This is a genomic window from Halomonas cupida (genome assembly GCF_900142755.1).
Classification (GTDB): Bacteria; Pseudomonadota; Gammaproteobacteria; order Pseudomonadales; family Halomonadaceae; genus Halomonas; species Halomonas cupida.
Genome location: NZ_FRCA01000003.1, coordinates 108,989 through 126,841 on the forward strand (window position 1 = coordinate 108,989; position 17,853 = coordinate 126,841).

The window sequence follows — 17,853 nt, forward strand, 5'->3', positions numbered from 1 at the left end:
ATTACCATTGTCGTGCCTCCAGTCATTGCGGTCCCGGCCACCTGTGTCGTCGAGTTGGTATTGCAGTGTTTGTGGGCGGTGGTTATCGCTGTCGCATATGCATCACTTTGATCTGTTGCTGAACTTTTACTCGCACACAGACCATCATCAGTCATCGTCGCAGTGAATGTATCGATTGCAGTCAGTGAGAGTAATGATGAGCAACTTCTGTGATGGCCCCTGATTTCTGCCACACCTCACCTAGTTAATGAGAGGTGTGTCCGGGGAACCACAAAGTCCGAAAACTGAGTGTTGGGTTGTTTTAAAGGATAAAGTTTATTCTTCTCGGAGGTATATCGACTCGAATACGCCGATTGATCGAGTAACCATACTCCATATTAGATGTGGTTAGTGAGTAGCGTTACAATTTGCCTGACCCGAATCTAGTACTTTTCTGGTGCTGGAGGAAATAAAGTCCCAACGATAGCTGTTTCTGGCGAGATGAAGTTTTAGCAAGCCGTTCTCATGAGTAATTAGACGGACGGAATAGCTGGCTGATGAATGCACGTCATCCAGCTTTGCGCCACCAGTACCGACGATGATAGTTCTGATGCCACTTGCTGTGTCGACGTTACCCTCAGCGTCAATCGTAGCGGTTCTCTCATACAGATGATTGTGGCCGTTAAGTACCAGTGAAACGCCGTGGCGATAGAGGATCGAGAACAGATCTACCGCGTTTTGGTCATCCCCACGAGAATTACTGGAGTATGCAGGGCGGTGGAAGAAGGCCAGAATACAGTTGGCTTCAGTTTTCTCCAGCTGCTGCTCCAGCCACACTCCTTGAGTGGAATCAGTTGAACCCGGTATCTCGCTATTCAGCGAGAGCAGTAGCCAGTTGTCCAAAGACTTGGCGTAGTAGTTATTGCGTTCTAGTCCAGCTGTACTGCCCCAGTAACTCAGATAGCCATACCCTCCTGGGGAACCGTATTCATGATTACCAGGCGTAGGCAGTGTTCGGCTCTTGAGTGACCCCCATGCGCTGTCATAACAACGTTCGAAGTCCGCAGGTGAACCATCAGGGTAGGCTAGATCACCCAATGCCAGAACAGTAGCTGAAGGGTAGAGGCTAGCGAGGTTTGCCGTTTGGTTCGCCGCATCTGTCCGTGGGGGTAAGGGCTTATCCATGCCCAGTGAATAGCCAAGGTTGGCAAGCGTGCTGCCTATGCGTGGAACTTTGCATTGGGCAATGTCTCCCGCTGCCAGCAGGGTAATGGAATGATCGTACTCTGGCGAGAGTGTTTCACTTGTCCAGCTCGCCTGGTGACGATTGAGCATGCTGATCATATAGAAACGTGCCAGTGAAAGTAACTGACCATGAGTGGTGGTGATCATCGCTGTAGAGAGTACTGCGAATAGGATCATGGCGACGCATATCCGTGTGAAAAGACGTTCGGTTACTCGCATGTTGTGGCGCCTGTAATGACAGAGCGTGATGCTCATGTTGCCTGATGATGCTGGCAGCCACATTAACTAACCCTTAGAGGTGTGCGAGTTTGGGAAGGAGTGATGACAACGATGGCCTCGCTCGTGGCAGGCCAGTGGGTAGTATTAATGCCCATCCTTGGTATAACTGAACGCTCATGAGCCACAACCAAGGAAGGCTTGTGACATGGTATCTCTGAAGGGGGGCTTCAGTGCACTCTTGAAGACAATATCTCCGTGGCACGCGTCGAGATGAGTCATGATCTCAACCACTTTTTTGCGGATACCCAATGCTTGTAGGAAAGTAACCTGCATCGAACAAGAACACATTGCTATGTGCGCATGTTGAGACATTGACAGTATCTATATACAGTGCCGCGAAGTATCCGACATAACGCAAGAAACCCTAGCTTTTGGGCTTAACATTTTTGCTTCTCCTGAGCACTGATTCCCTGTCACAACTGTGGATTGCTCGACAGTTGCAGGGAACTACCAATGCTTCGACGCCTATTCTCGCGCTCCACGTCGACCCCTCAAGTGTCTGAGGGGTTCCATGCTCCGCGTACAGGCAAGGAGCTGCTGGCGACCCCGCGGCGACAGTCCATGGTCAAGATGCTGTGGGATACAACGTCCCTGACACAGCCTGTCTTCAACGAGTATTTGCTGACCCCGATAGAGCGGTACGCAGAACTGGTGCAGCTACTTCCTGCGTCGGAGTCCCATCACCACGCCTACGCCGGCGGCATGCTCGATCACGCGCTTGAGATGGCCTGTTATGGGTTACGTCTTCGACAACGCCACCTTCTGCCTCCCAATGCAAAACCAGAGGATCAGAGCTCAGCCGGTGAGTTGTGGAGTGCTGCCATCATCTATGGCGCGCTGATGCACGATATTGCCAAGGTGTTGGTCGACATCGAGATCCACCTTCAGGACGGCAGTGAGTGGCGTGTATGGCACGGTGTGATTCCGAAGCCTTACCGAGTGCGGTATCGAGCAAACCGGGAGTACCACCTCCATAGCGCCGTCAACGCCCTGCTGGGAAAACAGGTCCTGGGAGGAAAGGTTATGGACTGGCTGATGAGCCAGCCCAGGCTCTTCTCACTGTTCATGTACACCATCTCAGGGCATACCGAACGAGGTGGCATCGTTGCCGAACTGATCCATCAGGCTGACCGCGCCAGTGTTGCCAAGGCGCTCGGCGGGGATCCGGTTCAAGCACTCTCCGCACCCATCGAGTCCATACAGCGCAAGCTGGCCGAAGGTTTGCGTTACCTGGTCAAAGAGCAATTCAAGCTGAACAAGCGAGGGGGACAAGCCTGGCTGACCGATGAAGCGCTGTGGTTGGTATCTCCTCGTGCCATCAACGAGCTCAAGGCGCACCTGTATGCACAAGGGATAAAAAGCATTCCTGCCGACCTGAACAGGCTTCAGGGGGAAATGCATGCCCACGGCATCATCGAGGAAGTTGAGGAAGGCAAGCACGTCTGGAAATGCGATATCACGGATGGTGACTGGCAGCAGTCCTTCAACATGATCAAGGTGCCCCCCACCTTGATTTGGGGTGTCGAGGATAGACCGAGCTCCTTCAGTGGCAAATTGACTGTTCAGGGAGCAGGGACAGTCGAGGAGCAGGAGAAGCAGCCACCCACAGCGGCGGCTCTCCAGGAAGAATCTGTCCCTGCACCAGAACAACCATCGCAGAACCAGACCGCTATGCCTGTCGCCGTACCCGGACCAGCGGAGACGGGGACAACCTCAGCACAAGTGCTAGGTGCTGCGTCGACGTCTATAGACGACGATATCATGGCACTTTTCCCGGAAGTGAAAGACGAGGATAAACAATCTGTTACTTCAGATGTTGCTTGTGGCGAATCTATAGCGTCTCAACAAGAAGCATCAGAATCTGCTAAAACATCTCCCCTTATACAAAAGTCTAGTGAGGGCGACAACAATTCCAACGATCCAACAGACCTTGGAGAGCGGTTCTGGCAGTGGCTGAAGACGGGTCTAGCGGACCATTCCATCGTCATCAATGACACAAAGGCCCCAGTTCATACAGTTAATGGTACCTACTTCCTTGTCAGTCCCGGCATTTTTAAGCGTTTCTGTACCAGTGTATTGAGTGACAAAAACCAATGGCAAATGGTTCAGAAGCGGTTTCAAAAGTTGGGTGTACATGTCAGAACCCAGGGGCAGAATATTCATAAAGTTTCTGTCGAGGGACAGAACAAATCCGGAACCATGATGGGATATCTAATCAAGGATCCGGTGCTTGTGAGTCAGAAAATACCAACTGATAACTGGGTTTTGACTCTTGTAACCACCAAGGGAGAAAAGGACGTTTCCGATGAATGATGTGTCTTTCCTGGAATTAATGAGCCGCTATGCTGCTGATAAACATCTTCGTCCTAAAAGTGTAAGCACTTACACGGCTGTCGTCAGGCTGTTTCGTCGCTACTTAGGCCATGAAGCCTATCCAAGTATGGTGACACGACAGATGGTGATTGACTGGCGGGTGTCGATCATTCGCACTAGAGACAAGCCTGACGGCATCACTGAATCAAGCTGGAATAACTACGTGAGGCACCTCAAGGCGCTCTATAACTTCGGTATCAAACATCAGTTGATTGCGTGTCACAAAAATCCTTTCCTGGATGTATCGGTCAAGCAACCAAAGGTACCCAAAAGATCGTTGCAACCCTTGCAGATACGCTATGCCAGGGAGGTGCTTGAGGTCTGCCGACGGTATGAATATTGCTACGATGAACGATCAAAAATACACCCTGCCTGGTTCTGGCAGAGCCTGATGGAAACATTCTTTTACACGGGCATACGATTGAACCAGTTGTTGCACATAGAGGCTGGTGATGTAAATCTTAAAAAGCGTGTTTTCCGAGCATCGGCTGTAGGATCGAAGACGCACTCTGAAAGCATATTGCCAATACCTGATGGGTTATATCCGTATATGCGACAGTTGATTGTCGCAGCCCATAACTCTGGTTTCAAAAGAGAGGATCAACTCTTCAATGTGAACCGGTTTAGTCACCGTCATAAAAGAACGACGATGGATACATGGCAGGTAGAGCGATTCTTTCAGTCGCTGTCGGAGCTCACGGGGTACAAGATGTCACCGCACCGTTTCCGGCACTTCCTGGGAACGAGCCTCATGGATAGCCCAGAGCGAAATATCCATATCACGCAGAACATACTGAACCACACCGACATACGCACCACGATGGAGTACATCCATCCGGACGTTGAGGCGATGCGCCGCGCGTTGAATACACGGTTACCCATTTAGCTGCACAAGGAGGATGAGTGGTGAGGGGGGATCTTACCCCCTCACTGAGCCAACGGCAGATTGGTGGGTTGACATCCTTGACAGCGTTGGCCATGCTTCTAATCGCCAATGTGATGCAAGATCGCAGATGGGGAGAAACAAACCCTTCTTGCACGCTTGGTCGTAGAGACGAATTTTATAGCGCATGATGTACTGCAGCTAGTTTTTGTCCGACCGGAAACCCGCAACTGACTTGTAATCAGTAGGTCCCGGGTTCGACTCCTGGTGTCGGCACCATCTAGAAACACTGATTTTTTCAATTGCTTGCAGCACATCTAAACCGCCCTTGGAGGCGGTTTTCTTGTGCCTTGTCTCCGCTCGTTGACCAGGCCCTTTGACTTGAAGATGGCAATGAGAAGGCGATGTTGGCTGTCAGTAAAGTCTTTGGGAAGTATTGGTTGGGTTGATGTACTCCGCTCTTCCACGTCGAAACTACGGTGACGCAACGTCAAGCAACACCATCATTCGAGCAGGCGGCATACTTACTCCCTTGCCTGACTCTATAGGATTGAAGGTCTTACGGAAGTCGTAGAACTGTATATCAGCTTTTGCTCTGAGTCCGACCCAGAATCTGGTTATCAGCGGCCAGGCTCCCTCGCGGGAGCCTGGCGATAGCGGTCTAGTGTGCCATCATCTCATGGGCAACCTCGGTGCCATCCATTGCCGATGGATAATAGGTCGGCCAGTTACTGACTTCGTCGAGCAAGGCCTCTCTATCGTCACCCCAATAAAGATGGAAATGGCTTGCATCGGTAGGGTAGATACTGTGATCACTGAACTGGATGTACTCCGGGAGTTGTGATCCATCTTCCAGCTGGAAGATATACCTGACGCCTCTGTTTCCGGCCTCGTAGGTCAGGATCTCATAACCATCATAGAGATACTCTCCGGTGGCTTCCGTTCCATCCTTATGGAACGTCACGGTATTGCCATCGATGACAATACGGTCAACATCTGTTTGGTAGCCTTTTTCGTAGTACTGTTTGTACTCTTCTGCTGTCTTGTCACCGCCATGCTCTGCCTTGTGGGCAAAGACTTCATCGAGTGTTCCATCTCTCAGGTATGGGTATACAGACTGCCAGTCGCCCTCCCAGTCGGAAAGTGATCGGTCTTCGATCTGACTGTCCTCAAAATGCCCCGAATAGATATCATTATCGTGCTCGTGCTCGTGCTCGTGCTCGTGCTCGTGCTCGTGCTCGTGCTCGTGTTGGTGATCGTGATGGCTGTCATTTTCGGCGTGTTGGTGGCTCTCTTGTGCGGCGGCCAACTGGCTGGCTGACATCGACAACAGAGTAGTGACAATAATGCTCAGACTTCTGGGATATGGCGTACGCATTGGTGGGTCTCCTTGTTGCATCGAATGGCTCAGGACGCTTACTCCGTGACTGAGCCGATAGGGTTATGCCGAAAGATAATTGAGTCCGACGTAGACGGGATCAGGATGCCGAGCCACATTGAGCGACCCCTTTGGCGAGTTGTCGCAGAAGTTGCGAATAAAGCTCGTTGTCCAGGGTGAGTTCCGTCCCGAGAGGATCGATCACGATGGAGGTGTCGACGCCAGTGTTGCCAAACACGTTCTGCACCAGTTGGGGGTTGAACTGTGGTTCGCTGAAGACACATTCAACGCCCAGCTGGTCCACCATGTTCTGCAGCGCGTCGATTCGAGCTGGGCTTGGCTGAGACGCATCACCGAGAGAGATGGCGCCCGCCGCCGAGAGTCCGAAACGATTCTCGAAGTATTGATAGGCGTCGTGGAATACGATGAAGCGAGTGTCGTGAGCACCCTTGAGCTGCGCTTCCAGTTCTTCGGTCAGCGTTTCGAGATCGGTGACAGCAAGCCGGGCATTTTCTCGATAGGCGGAGGCATGCTCGGGGTCGAGGTCGGCTAGTGACTCGGCAATGGCGACAAGCCATACCTGAGCGTTGACTGGATCAAGCCAGGCATGCGGATCCAGACCATGGTGGACGTGATCATGATGACCATCATCATGCTGGTGGTCGTGGTCGTGGTCGTGGTCGTGGTCGTGGTCGTGGTCGTGGTCGTGGTCGTGGTCGTGGTCGTGTCCATGACCGTGATCATGCGCCTCGAACGTTGCACCCTCTCGGAACTCCAGTCTCACTGTGTCCGGTACGTCCATCAACTCCACGGTAATCGCGTCCCCCGCGAGGTTTGTCATGGCGTCTGCCAGCCAGGGCGTCAGGCTATCGCCGATCCAGAAGACGGCATCGGCATCCTCAAGGGCGGTGGCTTCGGAAGGGCGCATCGAATAGCCGTGAGGCGAGGCTCCTGGCTGGATCAATAGGTCAGGGGAGCCCAGCTCTCCCATGACTCGATCGACAAGCGAGTACACTGGCGGGATGTCTACCGCGACAGATGGCACATCAGCCATCGCAACTGCAGGCATCGCGAGAAGAGCTGCCAGGATGTAGTGGGGGCGCAAGGTCATGACGTCCTCTTGGGTAAGTGGGGAGATTGAACGGCCGAATAGTTATGTTATAACATAATGCGTTGTGTCAAGTCTGCCGTACTGCGTCGTCGATCTCGCGGTACTTCTCGATTCTCGAATCTGTCGCGGATAGCCTCATGAAATTGCTGAGGATTGAACACCTGGATGTCGTCCGGGGGGATCATCTCATTCTGCAGGACGTTCATCTGGTCCTGGAGCGAGGTGAGATTGTCACCATCGTCGGTCCCAATGGTTCGGGGAAGACGACACTCCTGAAGACTATCGTCGGCGCTCTGGGGCCGACCCGCGGAATGATCGAGATGCCACGAGGGCTGACGATCGGCTATGTGCCGCAGCGACTGCATCTTGACGCCACATTGCCATTGACGGTGGCGCGCTTCATGAACCTGCCGCGGCGTCACTCGTCTCATCATGTCGATCGGGCCCTCAAGCGAGCCGGAAGTGAAGGCCTGATACATCGCCAGATGAGTGATTTGTCGGGAGGACAACTTCAGCGTGTTCTATTGGCCCGAGCAGTGCTGGAATCACCGGATCTGTTGATTCTTGATGAACCCACTCAAGGGCTCGATCAGTGGGGGATTGCTGATTTCTATCGCCAGCTTGATTCAGTCCGTCATGAGCTTGGCTGTGGTGTATTGATGGTCAGTCACGAGTTGCATGTCGTGATGCGTACCTCAGATCGTGTCATCTGCTTGAACCGCACTATCTGCTGCGAGGGTACGCCGGAGAGAGTGGCTTCTTCGCCGGCATATCTCGCCATGTTCGGCCACGATACCGAGGAGGCGCTAGCCTTGTACCGCCATGACCACGCCTCCAGTACTGCGCCATTGGGGCCACTCTCATGATCCTGGATGATTTTCTGGTCCGTGCCGCTCTGGCCGGGGTTGGTGTGGCCTTCAGTGCTGCCCCGCTGGGGTGCTTTGTGGTGTGGCGGCGCATGGCGTACTTCGGCGATGCCACGGCCCATGCTGCCATTCTTGGCGTAGCACTCTCGCTGGTGCTGTCGACTTCCATATTTGCCGGCGTATTGGTCATCGCGATGGTCATGGCGACGCTTGTCTCGCTGTTGAGTGGGCGAGGATATGCCATGGACACCCTCCTCGGAGTATTGGCGCATTCGGCGCTAGCGTTTGGGCTGGTTGCCGTTTCCTTCGTGTCTGGCGTACGTATCGACCTGATGGCCTACCTTTTTGGCGATATTCTGGCCGTAGGAAAGTCTGACCTCGTGCTTATCTGGTTCGGTGTGGTTTTCGTTCTGGGGCTGATGCGCTGGCGTTGGTCGAACCTGCTGATGGCGACCCTCAATACGGACCTGGCCTATGCCTGCGGGATCGATCCCAGGCGCGAACAGCTGGTCCTCAACCTGGCCCTTGCGGTGGTGGTGGCGGTGGCCATCAAGGTAGTGGGGGTCCTTCTGATTGCTGCCTTGTTGATCATTCCTGCTGCTGCAGCGCGGACCTTCAGTCGGACGCCGGAAGTCATGGCGTTGTTGGCGGCCGTGACGGGAGCTCTGGCCACCATCGGCGGGCTGCAGGCGGCCTATTGGCTGGATACTCCCACGGGACCTACCATCGTCAGTCTGGCAACAATTCTGTTCATGTCGTCGGGGTTTGTCGGACTGACCAGGCGCCGACTGTCGCGTGGTATGTCTCCACCCGGCAGGGGAAGCGGATAGACCCTTTCAGCAGCGATGAGGCATGGCAAGAAATGAAGGCTTTTCATATTGCATTATTGATATGTTATAACATATCTTTTATGGGCTTCAGTGACAGCTGAATAATGACCATGTTTGACACCTCATGTCTGGAGGGCTGGTTGGATGCCAACAGTGGTTGAAGAGACGCACCTTCTGGGGATGCCGGATGACGACTACATGAACAAAGAGCAACTGGCCTTCTTTCGGCGTCGGTTGCTCCAGGAGCAATCGCAGGTCGAGGGGCGTTTGCGCGAAGTCCGTCAGGCCATGACGACGCATGAGAGAGGAGGGGATGAACTTGATCAAGCCTCCTACGAGGAAGCGCTGCGTCTGCAGCTTCGCCAGGCCGACCGGGAAACCCGGTTGCTGGCCAACATTACTGCCGCCTTGAAGCGAATCGAAGCGGGAGAGTTTGGTTATTGCGAGGAGACGGGGGAGCCCATCGGAATTGCCCGGTTGTTGTTCCGGCCGACAGCACGTTTGTGCCTCGAAGCCAAGCAGCGCCAGGAGCAGAAAGAACATCACTACGCCAAGGTGCGGAGATAGAAGCACCTTCGCAGTATCACTGGGCGAATTCCATCGCCGTTTTGACATGCACGGACAGGCAGGGCTGGGCTTTCAGCCTTGCTTGCCTTCAGCAAGGAGAAGGTCTCTATGAAAACGCGCGCAGCCATCGCCTGGGAGCCGAACCGTCCGTTGGAGATCGAGGAGATCGATCTGGAAGGACCAAAGCAGGGGGAAGTACTGGTCCGGATTGTGACCACCAGCCTGTGCCATACCGATATGTTTACGCTTTCCGGCCGTGATCCCGAAGGTCTCTTCCCGTGTGTGCTGGGGCATGAGGGCGTAGGTATCGTCGAGGAGGTGGGCAAGGGCGTGACTTCGGTAGCCCCTGGTGATCACGTCATCCCGCTCTACACACCGGAAGACCCGAACTGTCCCTACATCCAGTCCGGGAAGACCAACCTGTGTCAAACCATCCGCAAGACACAGGGGCAGGGTGTGATGCCGGATGGCACCAGTCGCTTTTCCTACAAGGGCAAGATGATTCATCACTACATGGGCACCAGCACCTTCAGCGAATACACGGTGCTGCCCGAGATCGCCGTCGCCAGAATCAGTCGTGAGGCGCCGCTGGCCAAGGCTTGTGTCATGGGGTGCGCCGTACCAACCGGCATGGGCGCTGTGCGCAATACCGCCAAGGTCAAACCCGGTGACACGGTAGCCGTGTTCGGCCTCGGAGCCGTGGGGATGGCAGTGATTCAGGGGGCCCGGCTGCAGGGTGCCAGCCGGATCATCGGCGTCGACGTCAATCCCGCCAAGTTTGCCCTCGCTGAATCCCTGGGCGCTACCGAGTGCGTCAATCCGGACGACCATCCTGAGCCGTTGCATGAGGTGATCATCGACATGACCAATGGCGGGGTCGATTTCTCGTTCGAGGCCGTGGGCAATGTTCGCCTGATGCGAGCTGCACTGGAGTGCTGCCACAAGGGCTGGGGGGAGAGCATCATCATTGGTGTCGCGGGGGCGGGGGAGGAGATTGGGACACGCCCGTTCCAGTTGGTGACTGGTCGGGTCTGGCGAGGCAGTGCCTTCGGCGGAGTGCTGGGGCGCTCCGAACTCCCGGGCATGGTTGATGAGTGGCTTTCCGGGCGCTTCGATGTCGATCCCTACATTACTCACAACATGGGGCACGATCAGATCAACATGGCTTTCGATCTGTTGCGGCGTGGCGAGTCGATTCGCTCAGTGATTCACTTCCAGACTCAGGACACCCTGGTGGGTGATCTGGCAGGTGAGGTGATTGGACAAACAACAGAAGTGCCCGTGCTTGCCTGATGCTCAGGCGGGCGAGTTGGTGCGGTTTCCCCGGAGACCTCACCAGCTTGCCCCCAGCGGATTCCTGACTCAGGGCAGCGGGCTTCTGTCCCAGGGGAGATGCCGCTGATTGGCTATGCGCTTGCTTCGCTGCTTCTGGCAGAGCGCCCGTTGCTGATGGTGGGGTTGGTGATTTACTTCATGTCGCCCTGTACCGACTGGTTTCTCGGTTTCACGCATCTGGCCGGAGGCAATGTCGCTCTGGGGGCCGCGCTGATACTGATCAACATGACCCTGCAACTGTTGCTGCATCCACTGTATCTGTCCCTGTTCGCCCAGCATGCGGTCGATACACACCGGTCCATCATCGGTGAAGTGTATCCACAACCGGCCAACTGCTACGAGCTTCGATTCAAGCGATGGAGCCGGGTTCCGCAGAGCCGCCGGCTTCGATCTGTGACACGCCGTCAAACGAAGTATTTCGGGCATAGCGGGCAGGCGGAAGTCCGATATGGCGAGTGAAGGCGACGCTGAAAGTACTCGCCGAGCTGTAACCGACCCGTTCGGCGACTTCGGCGACCTTGGCTTTTCCTTTGGTCAATAAATCCTTGGCTAAGGCCATGCGCCAGGCGAGCAGGTATTCCATTGGCGCAATCCCTACGGCACGGCCAAACCGTTCGTAAAACGTGGAGCGGGAAAGTGTCGCTTCACTCGCCAACTGTGTAACCGTCCAGTTTCGCTCGGGATGTTCGTGCATCCGTCGGATAGCAATGGCGAGGCGTTTGTCGGCAAGGCCTCGCAATAATCCGGGCGATGTGTCTGCCTGTTCACTGGAACGAAGCGTTTCAATGAGCAGAACTTCCAGCAGGCGCTCCAGGACCACATCGCGCGCGGGTCGTTGCGCACGCGATTCATCGCTCACCAGTTGCATGAGCGTGGCCAGACGGTTGATGCCCCGGATATGCACAAGCTGTGGCAGTAGAGAAGAGAGTAGAGCTGCATCCGGAGAGCGAAAGCTACAGTAACCCACCAGCAGGCGAACATCAGGAGACTCTTCCGGGCTACCGAGCCTGTGGTCGCCATCGGGCAGTACGATGGGTGTAGTAACGATATCCTCGGCGCTCGTAGGCCTACGGCTCGATATCGTGAAGTTATGCGCTGAGGGGATTAGCACGAAATCTCCCTCCCGAAGAACAATCTCGTCGTGACCGTCGGCGGCGAGACGACACTCACCTTCAAGAATAGCGCAATAGAAAGGCCTTCCGACCTCTGTGCGGCGAACACGCCAACGGCCTGCACCGCTGGCCCGTTTCGAGAACGGGGCAGCGGGTTGAAGAAGTGTGACTATTTGTGCAAGCGGATCAAGCATTTCAGGACAAATGCCAAAGAAAAATGGATGTTATATTGTAGATGATCCTGTTTTGGCGCGCCATACTTTCGGCATCGCTCATCGCAAACTGCAGGAGTCAACATGACACACAATACCCCCGTCGCTCTGGTCACCGGGGCTAACCAGGGAATCGGTCTTCAGATCTCAAGGGAACTGGCATCGAATGGATTTACTGTTCTCGTAGGCTCACGCAATCTTGAGCGTGGTGAGTCTGCGGCTGAGGAAGTTGAGGGGGACGCGCGAGCTATCCAACTCGACGTAACGGATCACCTGTCAATCACCGCTGCGGCGCAACGCATCCGCAGCGAGTTTGGCCGTCTCGATGTGCTCGTGAACAACGCGGCTATTTCGAACACGCGGTGGGAGCCCGGAATGTCAATTGAGGAATATGCTCGGACGATCCTGCCCAGCGTTGTTTCTTTCGACGAGATGCGGGCGGTGTGGGAGACCAATGTGTTCGGACCGCTCGCCGTGTTCCAGGCGATGGTGCCGATGCTGCGCGAGGCGCCACATGCCAATATCGTCAATGTGTCGAGTGGAGCCGGGTCGCTGACCATGAACTCGGACTCGGCTAACTCCCACCGTCCGATGTACACGCCCGTTTATGCCGGATCAAAGACGGGGCTCAACGCCATGACCCTTGCCATGGCAATTGAACTGGAAGAAGAAGGGATTAAAGTCAACGCCGTCGATCCAGGTTTTACGAGGACGAACCTCAACAAATATGCAGGTACCTCGACGGTCGAGGAGGGAGCCCGCGAGGCAGTGCGCCTTGCGCTGATTGGTCCCGACGGACCAACAGGGACATTCTCAAGCGTGAACGGCCAGGTTCCGTGGTGATTTCAAGCCTGATTGACCTTATTAACATGGCAATCAAATAGCTCATCCTGATCGATTTGATTTTCGTCCGCACCCCACTGGCGCAGATGCGCGGATCTGCTGGTGTGGTGCGGTCTCGCGTCGGCCTGATGGCCGACGGCGGCACTTCCCTGTGCCGCCATTAACCCAACATGAAAGCATGCCGGGTTAATAAGTGCGTATCACCTCCACACGGGGTTCCGCAGGAGGAGCGAAAGGAACGCTTTGCGCGGATGTTGGAAATGACGGATATGACGCGCTTCACGGAGCCAGTAGCCAAGGGCCTGTCCCAGGGAGATCGCTTGATCCTGCCAAACTTCGGGACTGTTGAGACATGCCAACGTGCCGCCCGTACTGGGAGCAACCTGCAGACCGGAGCAGTGTGACCACTTCGGCAAGCGGATTGACCACTTCTGGACTTTTGCGAAAAAATATCGGACTTTTTGTTGTATATCATCCAGCGGATAGCGCTTATCGTAACGTTGCCACTCACCGATAGGAGTTGTTATGTCCACTGTTCTGATTACTGGCTGTTCATCTGGTTTCGGTTTGGAAACTGCGCGCTATTTTCTCGAGCGGGACTGGAACGTCATCGCCACGATGCGCAATCCCGTCGCCAACACGCTGCCGGAGTCCGAGAAGTTACGCGTCTTGGCTCTGGACGTCACCGATTCGGAAAGCATCCGCCAGGCAGTAGAAGCGGCAGGTCAAATCGATGTCTTGGTCAATAATGCCGGTATTGGGTTGGGAAGCCCTTTCGAACTCACATCGCCCGACCTGGCACGTGAGATCCTCGAGATAAATACCGTCGGCACCATGGCGTTGACGCAGGCCTTCCTGCCGCAGTTTCGCGAGCGGCGCTCGGGCGTGATCGTCAACGTAACGTCGTCGGTCACGATCAAGGCGTTACCGCTGGTGTCGATCTACACGGCCAGCAAGGCGGCAGTAAATGCCTTCACGCAATCGATGGCCATCGAACTCGAGCCTTTCGGTATACGTGCCCGCCTCGTGTTACCTGGCCATTCGCCCAGCACGCGTTTCGCCGAGAATGCCCACATGCATGGGCTGGATGAGCAGAATTACGCCGAATTGGCCCAGCAGGTTCTTGCTGATATGCGTGACGAATCCGGGCTGGTGACCCACGCCGAGGATGTGGCTGGAGCGGTATGGCGCGCGGCCATCGACCCAGCGACACCGATGCGGATCCCGGCGGGAGCCGATGCCATCGAGTGGATGGCATCGGCGAGCAACTGACACCGTCGACGTTACCGGCGACAATCCACTGGTGGAAGTGTTTACCTGTGTTGATGTCCGCGTGGGCCGGCCGTTTCAGCGGCTAACCTGCATTCCCTTCAGTAGCACATCGATCATCTGCACGGCCGACTGTCTCCAGTTTTCGCCGGAGGTGAGTGTAGTGGTCCAATGAAATCGGACACCCGTTGAGGTGGTATCTTCTCCATCCAGGAGGAGGTGATCCATGGCCATGCTCGTCCTCCGTCCTGTCCTGATGTGGTACTCCAGAAGGTGGAGGGACTTGTCAGGAAGAGAAGTTCTTCCATTCTTATGGGAGCTGGACATCCCTATTCTGTCTTTTCTTTCTGCCAATGCAGTGCTACCGACCGGGCCCGTGGAAGGCCTCTACAGTACGTCAGCATCCCGACGGTCTTGCCAATGCCGGCCCGGTGCAGCTGGACGATGATCCTTGTCGGTAATCCCGCCAGGATGAGCGCGACACTCTCGTGATGCACTTCGTCGATCAGGGACTGGAGCGCTACGATGGCAGCCCCGTCCATGCTCGGCACATCGTGCATGTCGATGATGATGGTATGTACCTTGGGGTCCACGTCATAGGACATTGCTTCAGCAGACCCCAGGACATGGAAATCGCGGAGTAAGGTACCCAACAAGATGATGGAATGGATCTCCAACCACAGCAGCTTTCTCCAATTCATGACCAGCCTGGCGACCTTGGCCGTGTGGATCTTCTACGCACAGCTGCTGCTCTCCAGTCATTTGCGTCAGCGGCGCCCCAAGGTCGTCATCAATCAGGTCATGGGGCTTTCGACCCACGGACGTTGCCTGGTCAGCAACATGAGCGCCGAGGGCGTGCACATCGAGACAGTGCAGGTCTGGTTACACGATAGGGACGGCGTCAGGCGTTGCACCGTCTCCGACCTGGAGACCGACGTCAACGGCAACAGGCCCACTTCGTTGTCGGAAGGGACGTTGCAGGGACCGCTGCCCTCCAACGCTCATATTGACGCGGGGGAGATTGGCACCCTGGTCGAGCGGGCCAGAAGATCAGAGATCGAGAACGGCAGGAACACTCTCTGTGAAGACGATGAGAGCAGCTACGCACTGGAGATCCTGGTCCTTTACATCTATGGCTCGTCCGCAGGGATCATGGGGGCCAAGCGCACCTTCATCTTCGATGACAATGGTCTGTCCAGGCCCGCGCTTGTCGAAACCAGGCAGCTACGCGGCCACAGGGATCGCAAGAAGATGGCCAGGATCTACCGCAGCTACCTGGACCGCTGACGTGGATAAGGGCGACCTGCTCGCATTGCCGCGCGTGGCTTTAGACCCAACAAAAAGCCGATACCAGGGCCTTGCAATTCAAGTGCCACGGGAGCAGCAGGCTCGCCCTCATCGCCGGCTATGCCAGTCAGGCTGGCATCTGGTTGGCCTTGGCATCGCGCGACCAGACCCTGTGCCCGCGTACTGCTTCGCGGAAGTCTGCATAGATCCCATCGACCGAATCGCCAACCACAACACCCTCATCCGGGACTGAGATCCCCGCGGCATCGAGCATATTGTGGGCATCTCCCATGCCGGCAATGGGTTTGAGATGCTTATAGGCCTCCTGGACATAGTAGAGCCCCAGGCCTGACCCGGTCAGAGTCTTGACGCTGTCGGCGCCACCAGCTACGACCACTGCGTCCAGTGTTACCGAAGGCAGGCCGTTGAGCATCGCGTCCGGGGTCAGACTGCTCCCCTGAAGGGTCTTCACCGGTGCCATCGACGGCGCAATGATCAGACCGGTGGCTCCGTCTTGCTTGAGCTTCTTCTGCAGTACCTCGACCTGTTCTCCATCGACACCATCGGCCGCCAGGATGGCTACCTTGCGATAGCGAATATCCGGCTGCTGACGATGCAGCAGGCTCAATGCCGCAGACGCCTTCAACGCTGACTTGCCAAGCTCCTCCTTCACCGCCGGTGGCTGATCGGGTGGCTTGATGCCATGCACTTCGCCGACCCGGCGAGCGAGCTCCATATCGATGTTGGGCAGGATCTGTTGAATAACGCGCTCGCGAATCCAGGGCCGCTCGACCTTGGACAACTCGAAGGCGTAGGCAGCGATGATATGCTCCTGCTCGACGTCGCTCTGGCTATGCCAGAAGAGCCGCGCCTGGGAATAGTGGTCGCCAAAGGACTCGCTGCGAGCACGTACCTTGTGGGCATCGATACGCTCCTGATAGCTTTCGAAGCCACCGTCCTCTGGCGCCGGGGGCGTCTCACTGGGCCAGCCGCCGTCGATCGAGTTGGGCTCGTAGGAAGCCTGCCCCTTGTTGATGGTCTGGCGATGCGGCGCATCACGCTGGTGATTGTGGAACGGACACACCGGCTGGTTGATCGGGATCTCGTGGAAATTCGGTCCCCCCAGGCGCAGCATCTGGGTATCCAGGTAGGAGAACAGCCGGCCCTGGAGCAACGGGTCGTTGCTGAAGTCGATCCCGGGGACCACGTTTCCGGGGTTGAAGGCCACCTGCTCGGTTTCGGCAAAGTAGTTGTCGGGATTGCGGTCGAGCACCATCTTGCCGATTGGGGTGACCGGCACCTGTTCTTCGGGTATCAGCTTGGTCGGGTCGAGAATGTCGAAGTCGAAGGTGTGCTCGTCGCCTTCCTCCACCACCTGAATGCCAAGCTCCCACTCCAGTGGGTCACCGTTCTCGATATCGTCCCACATCTCGCGACGGTTGAAGTCCGGATCGCGCCCCCAAAGCTTCTGGGCCTCATCCCAGATAAGCGAGTGGGTGCCTGCTAGCGGCTTCCAGTGAAACTTGACGAAGCGGGCCTTGCCCGCACGATCAATCAATCTGAAGGTGTGGACACCGAAGCCTTCCATGTAACGATAGTGTCGCGGGAAGGCGCGGTCTGACATGGTCCACAACACCATGTGGGCACTTTCGGGCATCAGCGATACGAAATCCCAGAAGGTGTCGTGGGCCGACTGCCCCTGGGGAATTTCGTTGTGAGGCTCTGGCTTCACCGCGTGTACAAAATCGGGAAACTTCATTGCGTCTTGAATGAAGAATACCGGCATGTTGTTGCCGACCAGATCCCAGTTGCCTTCGTCGGTATAGAACTTGACGGCGAAGCCACGCACGTCGCGCACGGTATCGTTTGAGCCACGGCCACCCTGAACGGTGGAAAAGCGCACGAACACCGGGGTTCTCTGGCCCGTATCCTTGAACAGCGCGGCCCTGGAATATTGAGCGGCGGCCTCGTAGGGCTGAAAGTAGCCGTGGGCCGCAGCGCCCCGGGCATGAACGATGCGCTCGGGAATCCGCTCGTGGTCGAAATGATTCATCTTTTCTCGGAAGATGAAGTCTTCAAGTAGCGTCGGCCCGCGCTCCCCCGCTTTCAGCGAATTATGATTATCCGCGATGCGGGTACCTTGATTGGTACGCAAATCATGGCCTTCGGCGTCACTACGATAGGCCTGCAGGCGCTCAGATTTGCTGTCACCATTGGAGTGACGCTCGGTATTGTGGGCAGCATTTCGGTTGGATTCGGTGTAGGGGTTATTGGCCATGAACAA

Annotated in this window: 18 protein-coding genes; 11 read left to right on the forward strand and 7 right to left on the reverse strand. The window is 55.9% G+C overall.

What is annotated here, in order from left to right:
- Positions 1-387: 387 nt before the first annotated feature.
- Positions 388-1,401: a metallophosphoesterase family protein gene (locus tag BUE38_RS06925; protein ID WP_073434311.1), complete on the reverse strand. Its 1,014-nt coding sequence runs from the start codon at positions 1,399-1,401 to the stop codon at positions 388-390.
- 555 nt (positions 1,402-1,956) lie between these two features.
- On the opposite strand from BUE38_RS06925, the gene mobH reads away from it, so the two are divergent.
- A complete protein-coding gene (gene mobH, locus BUE38_RS06930; protein WP_073434312.1) occupies positions 1,957-3,816 on the forward strand; it encodes a MobH family relaxase in 1,860 nt (619 codons plus the stop codon).
- Positions 3,809-4,762 (forward strand): site-specific integrase, encoded by a 954-nt coding sequence (locus BUE38_RS06935; protein ID WP_073434313.1) that lies wholly within the window; start codon positions 3,809-3,811, stop codon positions 4,760-4,762. Before mobH ends, BUE38_RS06935 begins: the two co-directional genes overlap by 8 nt.
- A gap of 658 nt (positions 4,763-5,420) precedes the next feature.
- Here the strand turns inward: BUE38_RS06935 and BUE38_RS06940 are convergent.
- Entirely contained in the window at positions 5,421-6,137 is a 717-nt protein-coding gene (locus BUE38_RS06940) for a metal-binding protein ZinT (protein ID WP_073434314.1), read from the reverse strand.
- 100 nt (positions 6,138-6,237) lie between these two features.
- The gene (locus BUE38_RS06945; protein WP_073434315.1) at positions 6,238-7,248 is read right to left on the reverse strand and encodes a zinc ABC transporter substrate-binding protein; all 1,011 of its coding nucleotides are present in this window, start codon (positions 7,246-7,248) and stop codon (positions 6,238-6,240) included.
- A gap of 137 nt (positions 7,249-7,385) precedes the next feature.
- Here BUE38_RS06945 and BUE38_RS06950 point away from each other — a divergent pair, with 137 nt between their 5' ends.
- The 5 genes from BUE38_RS06950 (at position 7,386) to BUE38_RS22180 (ending at position 11,305) form a co-directional block, all read left to right on the forward strand.
- The gene (locus BUE38_RS06950) at positions 7,386-8,114 is read left to right on the forward strand and encodes an ATP-binding cassette domain-containing protein (protein ID WP_073434316.1); all 729 of its coding nucleotides are present in this window, start codon (positions 7,386-7,388) and stop codon (positions 8,112-8,114) included.
- Positions 8,111-8,944, forward strand: coding sequence for an iron chelate uptake ABC transporter family permease subunit (locus BUE38_RS06955; RefSeq protein WP_073434317.1), 834 nt, complete (start codon positions 8,111-8,113; stop codon positions 8,942-8,944). The genes BUE38_RS06950 and BUE38_RS06955 overlap by 4 nt, the downstream gene beginning before the upstream one ends.
- Before the next feature lie 144 nt (positions 8,945-9,088).
- A complete protein-coding gene (locus BUE38_RS06960) occupies positions 9,089-9,511 on the forward strand; it encodes a TraR/DksA family transcriptional regulator (RefSeq protein WP_073434318.1) in 423 nt (140 codons plus the stop codon).
- A 108-nt stretch (positions 9,512-9,619) separates the two neighbouring features.
- Positions 9,620-10,804 carry an S-(hydroxymethyl)glutathione dehydrogenase/class III alcohol dehydrogenase gene (locus BUE38_RS06965; RefSeq protein ID WP_073434319.1) on the forward strand — a complete coding sequence of 395 codons (1,185 nt, stop codon included), beginning with the start codon at positions 9,620-9,622 and terminating at the stop codon, positions 10,802-10,804.
- Between the two features lie 99 nt (positions 10,805-10,903).
- Positions 10,904-11,305, forward strand: coding sequence for a hypothetical protein (locus BUE38_RS22180; RefSeq protein ID WP_084541792.1), 402 nt, complete (start codon positions 10,904-10,906; stop codon positions 11,303-11,305).
- On the opposite strand, the gene BUE38_RS06975 is transcribed toward BUE38_RS22180, so the two are convergent.
- Positions 11,196-12,152 carry an AraC family transcriptional regulator gene (locus BUE38_RS06975; protein WP_073434320.1) on the reverse strand — a complete coding sequence of 319 codons (957 nt, stop codon included), beginning with the start codon at positions 12,150-12,152 and terminating at the stop codon, positions 11,196-11,198. The genes BUE38_RS22180 and BUE38_RS06975 overlap by 110 nt on opposite strands.
- Positions 12,153-12,254: 102 nt before the next feature.
- On the opposite strand from BUE38_RS06975, the gene BUE38_RS06980 reads away from it, so the two are divergent.
- Complete coding sequence (locus BUE38_RS06980) at positions 12,255-13,013, forward strand: SDR family NAD(P)-dependent oxidoreductase (protein ID WP_073434321.1); 759 nt, start codon at positions 12,255-12,257, stop codon at positions 13,011-13,013.
- 2 nt (positions 13,014-13,015) lie between these two features.
- Here BUE38_RS06980 and BUE38_RS22900 read toward each other — a convergent pair whose 3' ends face one another.
- Positions 13,016-13,174 carry a hypothetical protein gene (locus tag BUE38_RS22900; RefSeq protein WP_159438865.1) on the reverse strand — a complete coding sequence of 53 codons (159 nt, stop codon included), beginning with the start codon at positions 13,172-13,174 and terminating at the stop codon, positions 13,016-13,018.
- A gap of 108 nt (positions 13,175-13,282) precedes the next feature.
- On the opposite strand from BUE38_RS22900, the gene BUE38_RS22185 reads away from it, so the two are divergent.
- Positions 13,283-13,417, forward strand: coding sequence for an HU family DNA-binding protein (locus tag BUE38_RS22185; protein ID WP_234986807.1), 135 nt, complete (start codon positions 13,283-13,285; stop codon positions 13,415-13,417).
- Positions 13,418-13,538: 121 nt separating this feature from the next.
- Positions 13,539-14,285: an SDR family oxidoreductase gene (locus BUE38_RS06990; RefSeq protein WP_073434322.1), complete on the forward strand. Its 747-nt coding sequence runs from the start codon at positions 13,539-13,541 to the stop codon at positions 14,283-14,285.
- Positions 14,286-14,611: 326 nt separating this feature from the next.
- Here the strand turns inward: BUE38_RS06990 and BUE38_RS06995 are convergent, their stop codons facing one another.
- Entirely contained in the window at positions 14,612-14,887 is a 276-nt protein-coding gene (locus tag BUE38_RS06995; RefSeq protein ID WP_200802156.1) for a sodium-independent anion transporter, read from the reverse strand.
- A 52-nt stretch (positions 14,888-14,939) separates the two neighbouring features.
- On the opposite strand from BUE38_RS06995, the gene BUE38_RS07000 reads away from it, so the two are divergent.
- Positions 14,940-15,569: a hypothetical protein gene (locus BUE38_RS07000; RefSeq protein WP_073434324.1), complete on the forward strand. Its 630-nt coding sequence runs from the start codon at positions 14,940-14,942 to the stop codon at positions 15,567-15,569.
- Positions 15,570-15,696: 127 nt separating this feature from the next.
- On the opposite strand, the gene katE is transcribed toward BUE38_RS07000, so the two are convergent.
- The gene (gene katE / locus BUE38_RS07005) at positions 15,697-17,847 is read right to left on the reverse strand and encodes a catalase HPII (RefSeq protein WP_073434325.1); all 2,151 of its coding nucleotides are present in this window, start codon (positions 17,845-17,847) and stop codon (positions 15,697-15,699) included.
- Positions 17,848-17,853 lie beyond the last annotated feature (6 nt).

What these genes read in the sequence shown, in the direction of transcription:
- BUE38_RS06960 (WP_073434318.1), top strand. Translation starts at nt 9,089, where the DNA reads ATGCCAACAGTGGTTGAAGAGACGCACCTTCTGGGGATGCCGGATGAC.
- BUE38_RS06955 (WP_073434317.1), top strand. Translation starts at nt 8,111, where the DNA reads ATGATCCTGGATGATTTTCTGGTCCGTGCCGCTCTGGCCGGGGTTGGT.
- BUE38_RS06935 (WP_073434313.1), top strand. Translation starts at nt 3,809, where the DNA reads ATGAATGATGTGTCTTTCCTGGAATTAATGAGCCGCTATGCTGCTGAT.
- BUE38_RS07000 (WP_073434324.1), top strand. Translation starts at nt 14,940, where the DNA reads ATGATGGAATGGATCTCCAACCACAGCAGCTTTCTCCAATTCATGACC.
- BUE38_RS22185 (WP_234986807.1), top strand. Translation starts at nt 13,283, where the DNA reads ATGACGCGCTTCACGGAGCCAGTAGCCAAGGGCCTGTCCCAGGGAGAT.
- katE (WP_073434325.1), bottom strand. Translation starts at nt 17,847, where the DNA reads ATGGCCAATAACCCCTACACCGAATCCAACCGAAATGCTGCCCACAAT.
- BUE38_RS06965 (WP_073434319.1), top strand. Translation starts at nt 9,620, where the DNA reads ATGAAAACGCGCGCAGCCATCGCCTGGGAGCCGAACCGTCCGTTGGAG.
- BUE38_RS06925 (WP_073434311.1), bottom strand. Translation starts at nt 1,401, where the DNA reads ATGATCCTATTCGCAGTACTCTCTACAGCGATGATCACCACCACTCAT.
- BUE38_RS06940 (WP_073434314.1), bottom strand. Translation starts at nt 6,137, where the DNA reads ATGCGTACGCCATATCCCAGAAGTCTGAGCATTATTGTCACTACTCTG.
- BUE38_RS06990 (WP_073434322.1), top strand. Translation starts at nt 13,539, where the DNA reads ATGTCCACTGTTCTGATTACTGGCTGTTCATCTGGTTTCGGTTTGGAA.
- BUE38_RS22900 (WP_159438865.1), bottom strand. Translation starts at nt 13,174, where the DNA reads ATGGCGGCACAGGGAAGTGCCGCCGTCGGCCATCAGGCCGACGCGAGA.
- BUE38_RS06950 (WP_073434316.1), top strand. Translation starts at nt 7,386, where the DNA reads ATGAAATTGCTGAGGATTGAACACCTGGATGTCGTCCGGGGGGATCAT.
- BUE38_RS06975 (WP_073434320.1), bottom strand. Translation starts at nt 12,152, where the DNA reads ATGCTTGATCCGCTTGCACAAATAGTCACACTTCTTCAACCCGCTGCC.
- BUE38_RS06980 (WP_073434321.1), top strand. Translation starts at nt 12,255, where the DNA reads ATGACACACAATACCCCCGTCGCTCTGGTCACCGGGGCTAACCAGGGA.
- BUE38_RS06945 (WP_073434315.1), bottom strand. Translation starts at nt 7,248, where the DNA reads ATGACCTTGCGCCCCCACTACATCCTGGCAGCTCTTCTCGCGATGCCT.
- mobH (WP_073434312.1), top strand. Translation starts at nt 1,957, where the DNA reads ATGCTTCGACGCCTATTCTCGCGCTCCACGTCGACCCCTCAAGTGTCT.
- BUE38_RS22180 (WP_084541792.1), top strand. Translation starts at nt 10,904, where the DNA reads ATGCCGCTGATTGGCTATGCGCTTGCTTCGCTGCTTCTGGCAGAGCGC.
- BUE38_RS06995 (WP_200802156.1), bottom strand. Translation starts at nt 14,887, where the DNA reads ATGTCCTATGACGTGGACCCCAAGGTACATACCATCATCATCGACATG.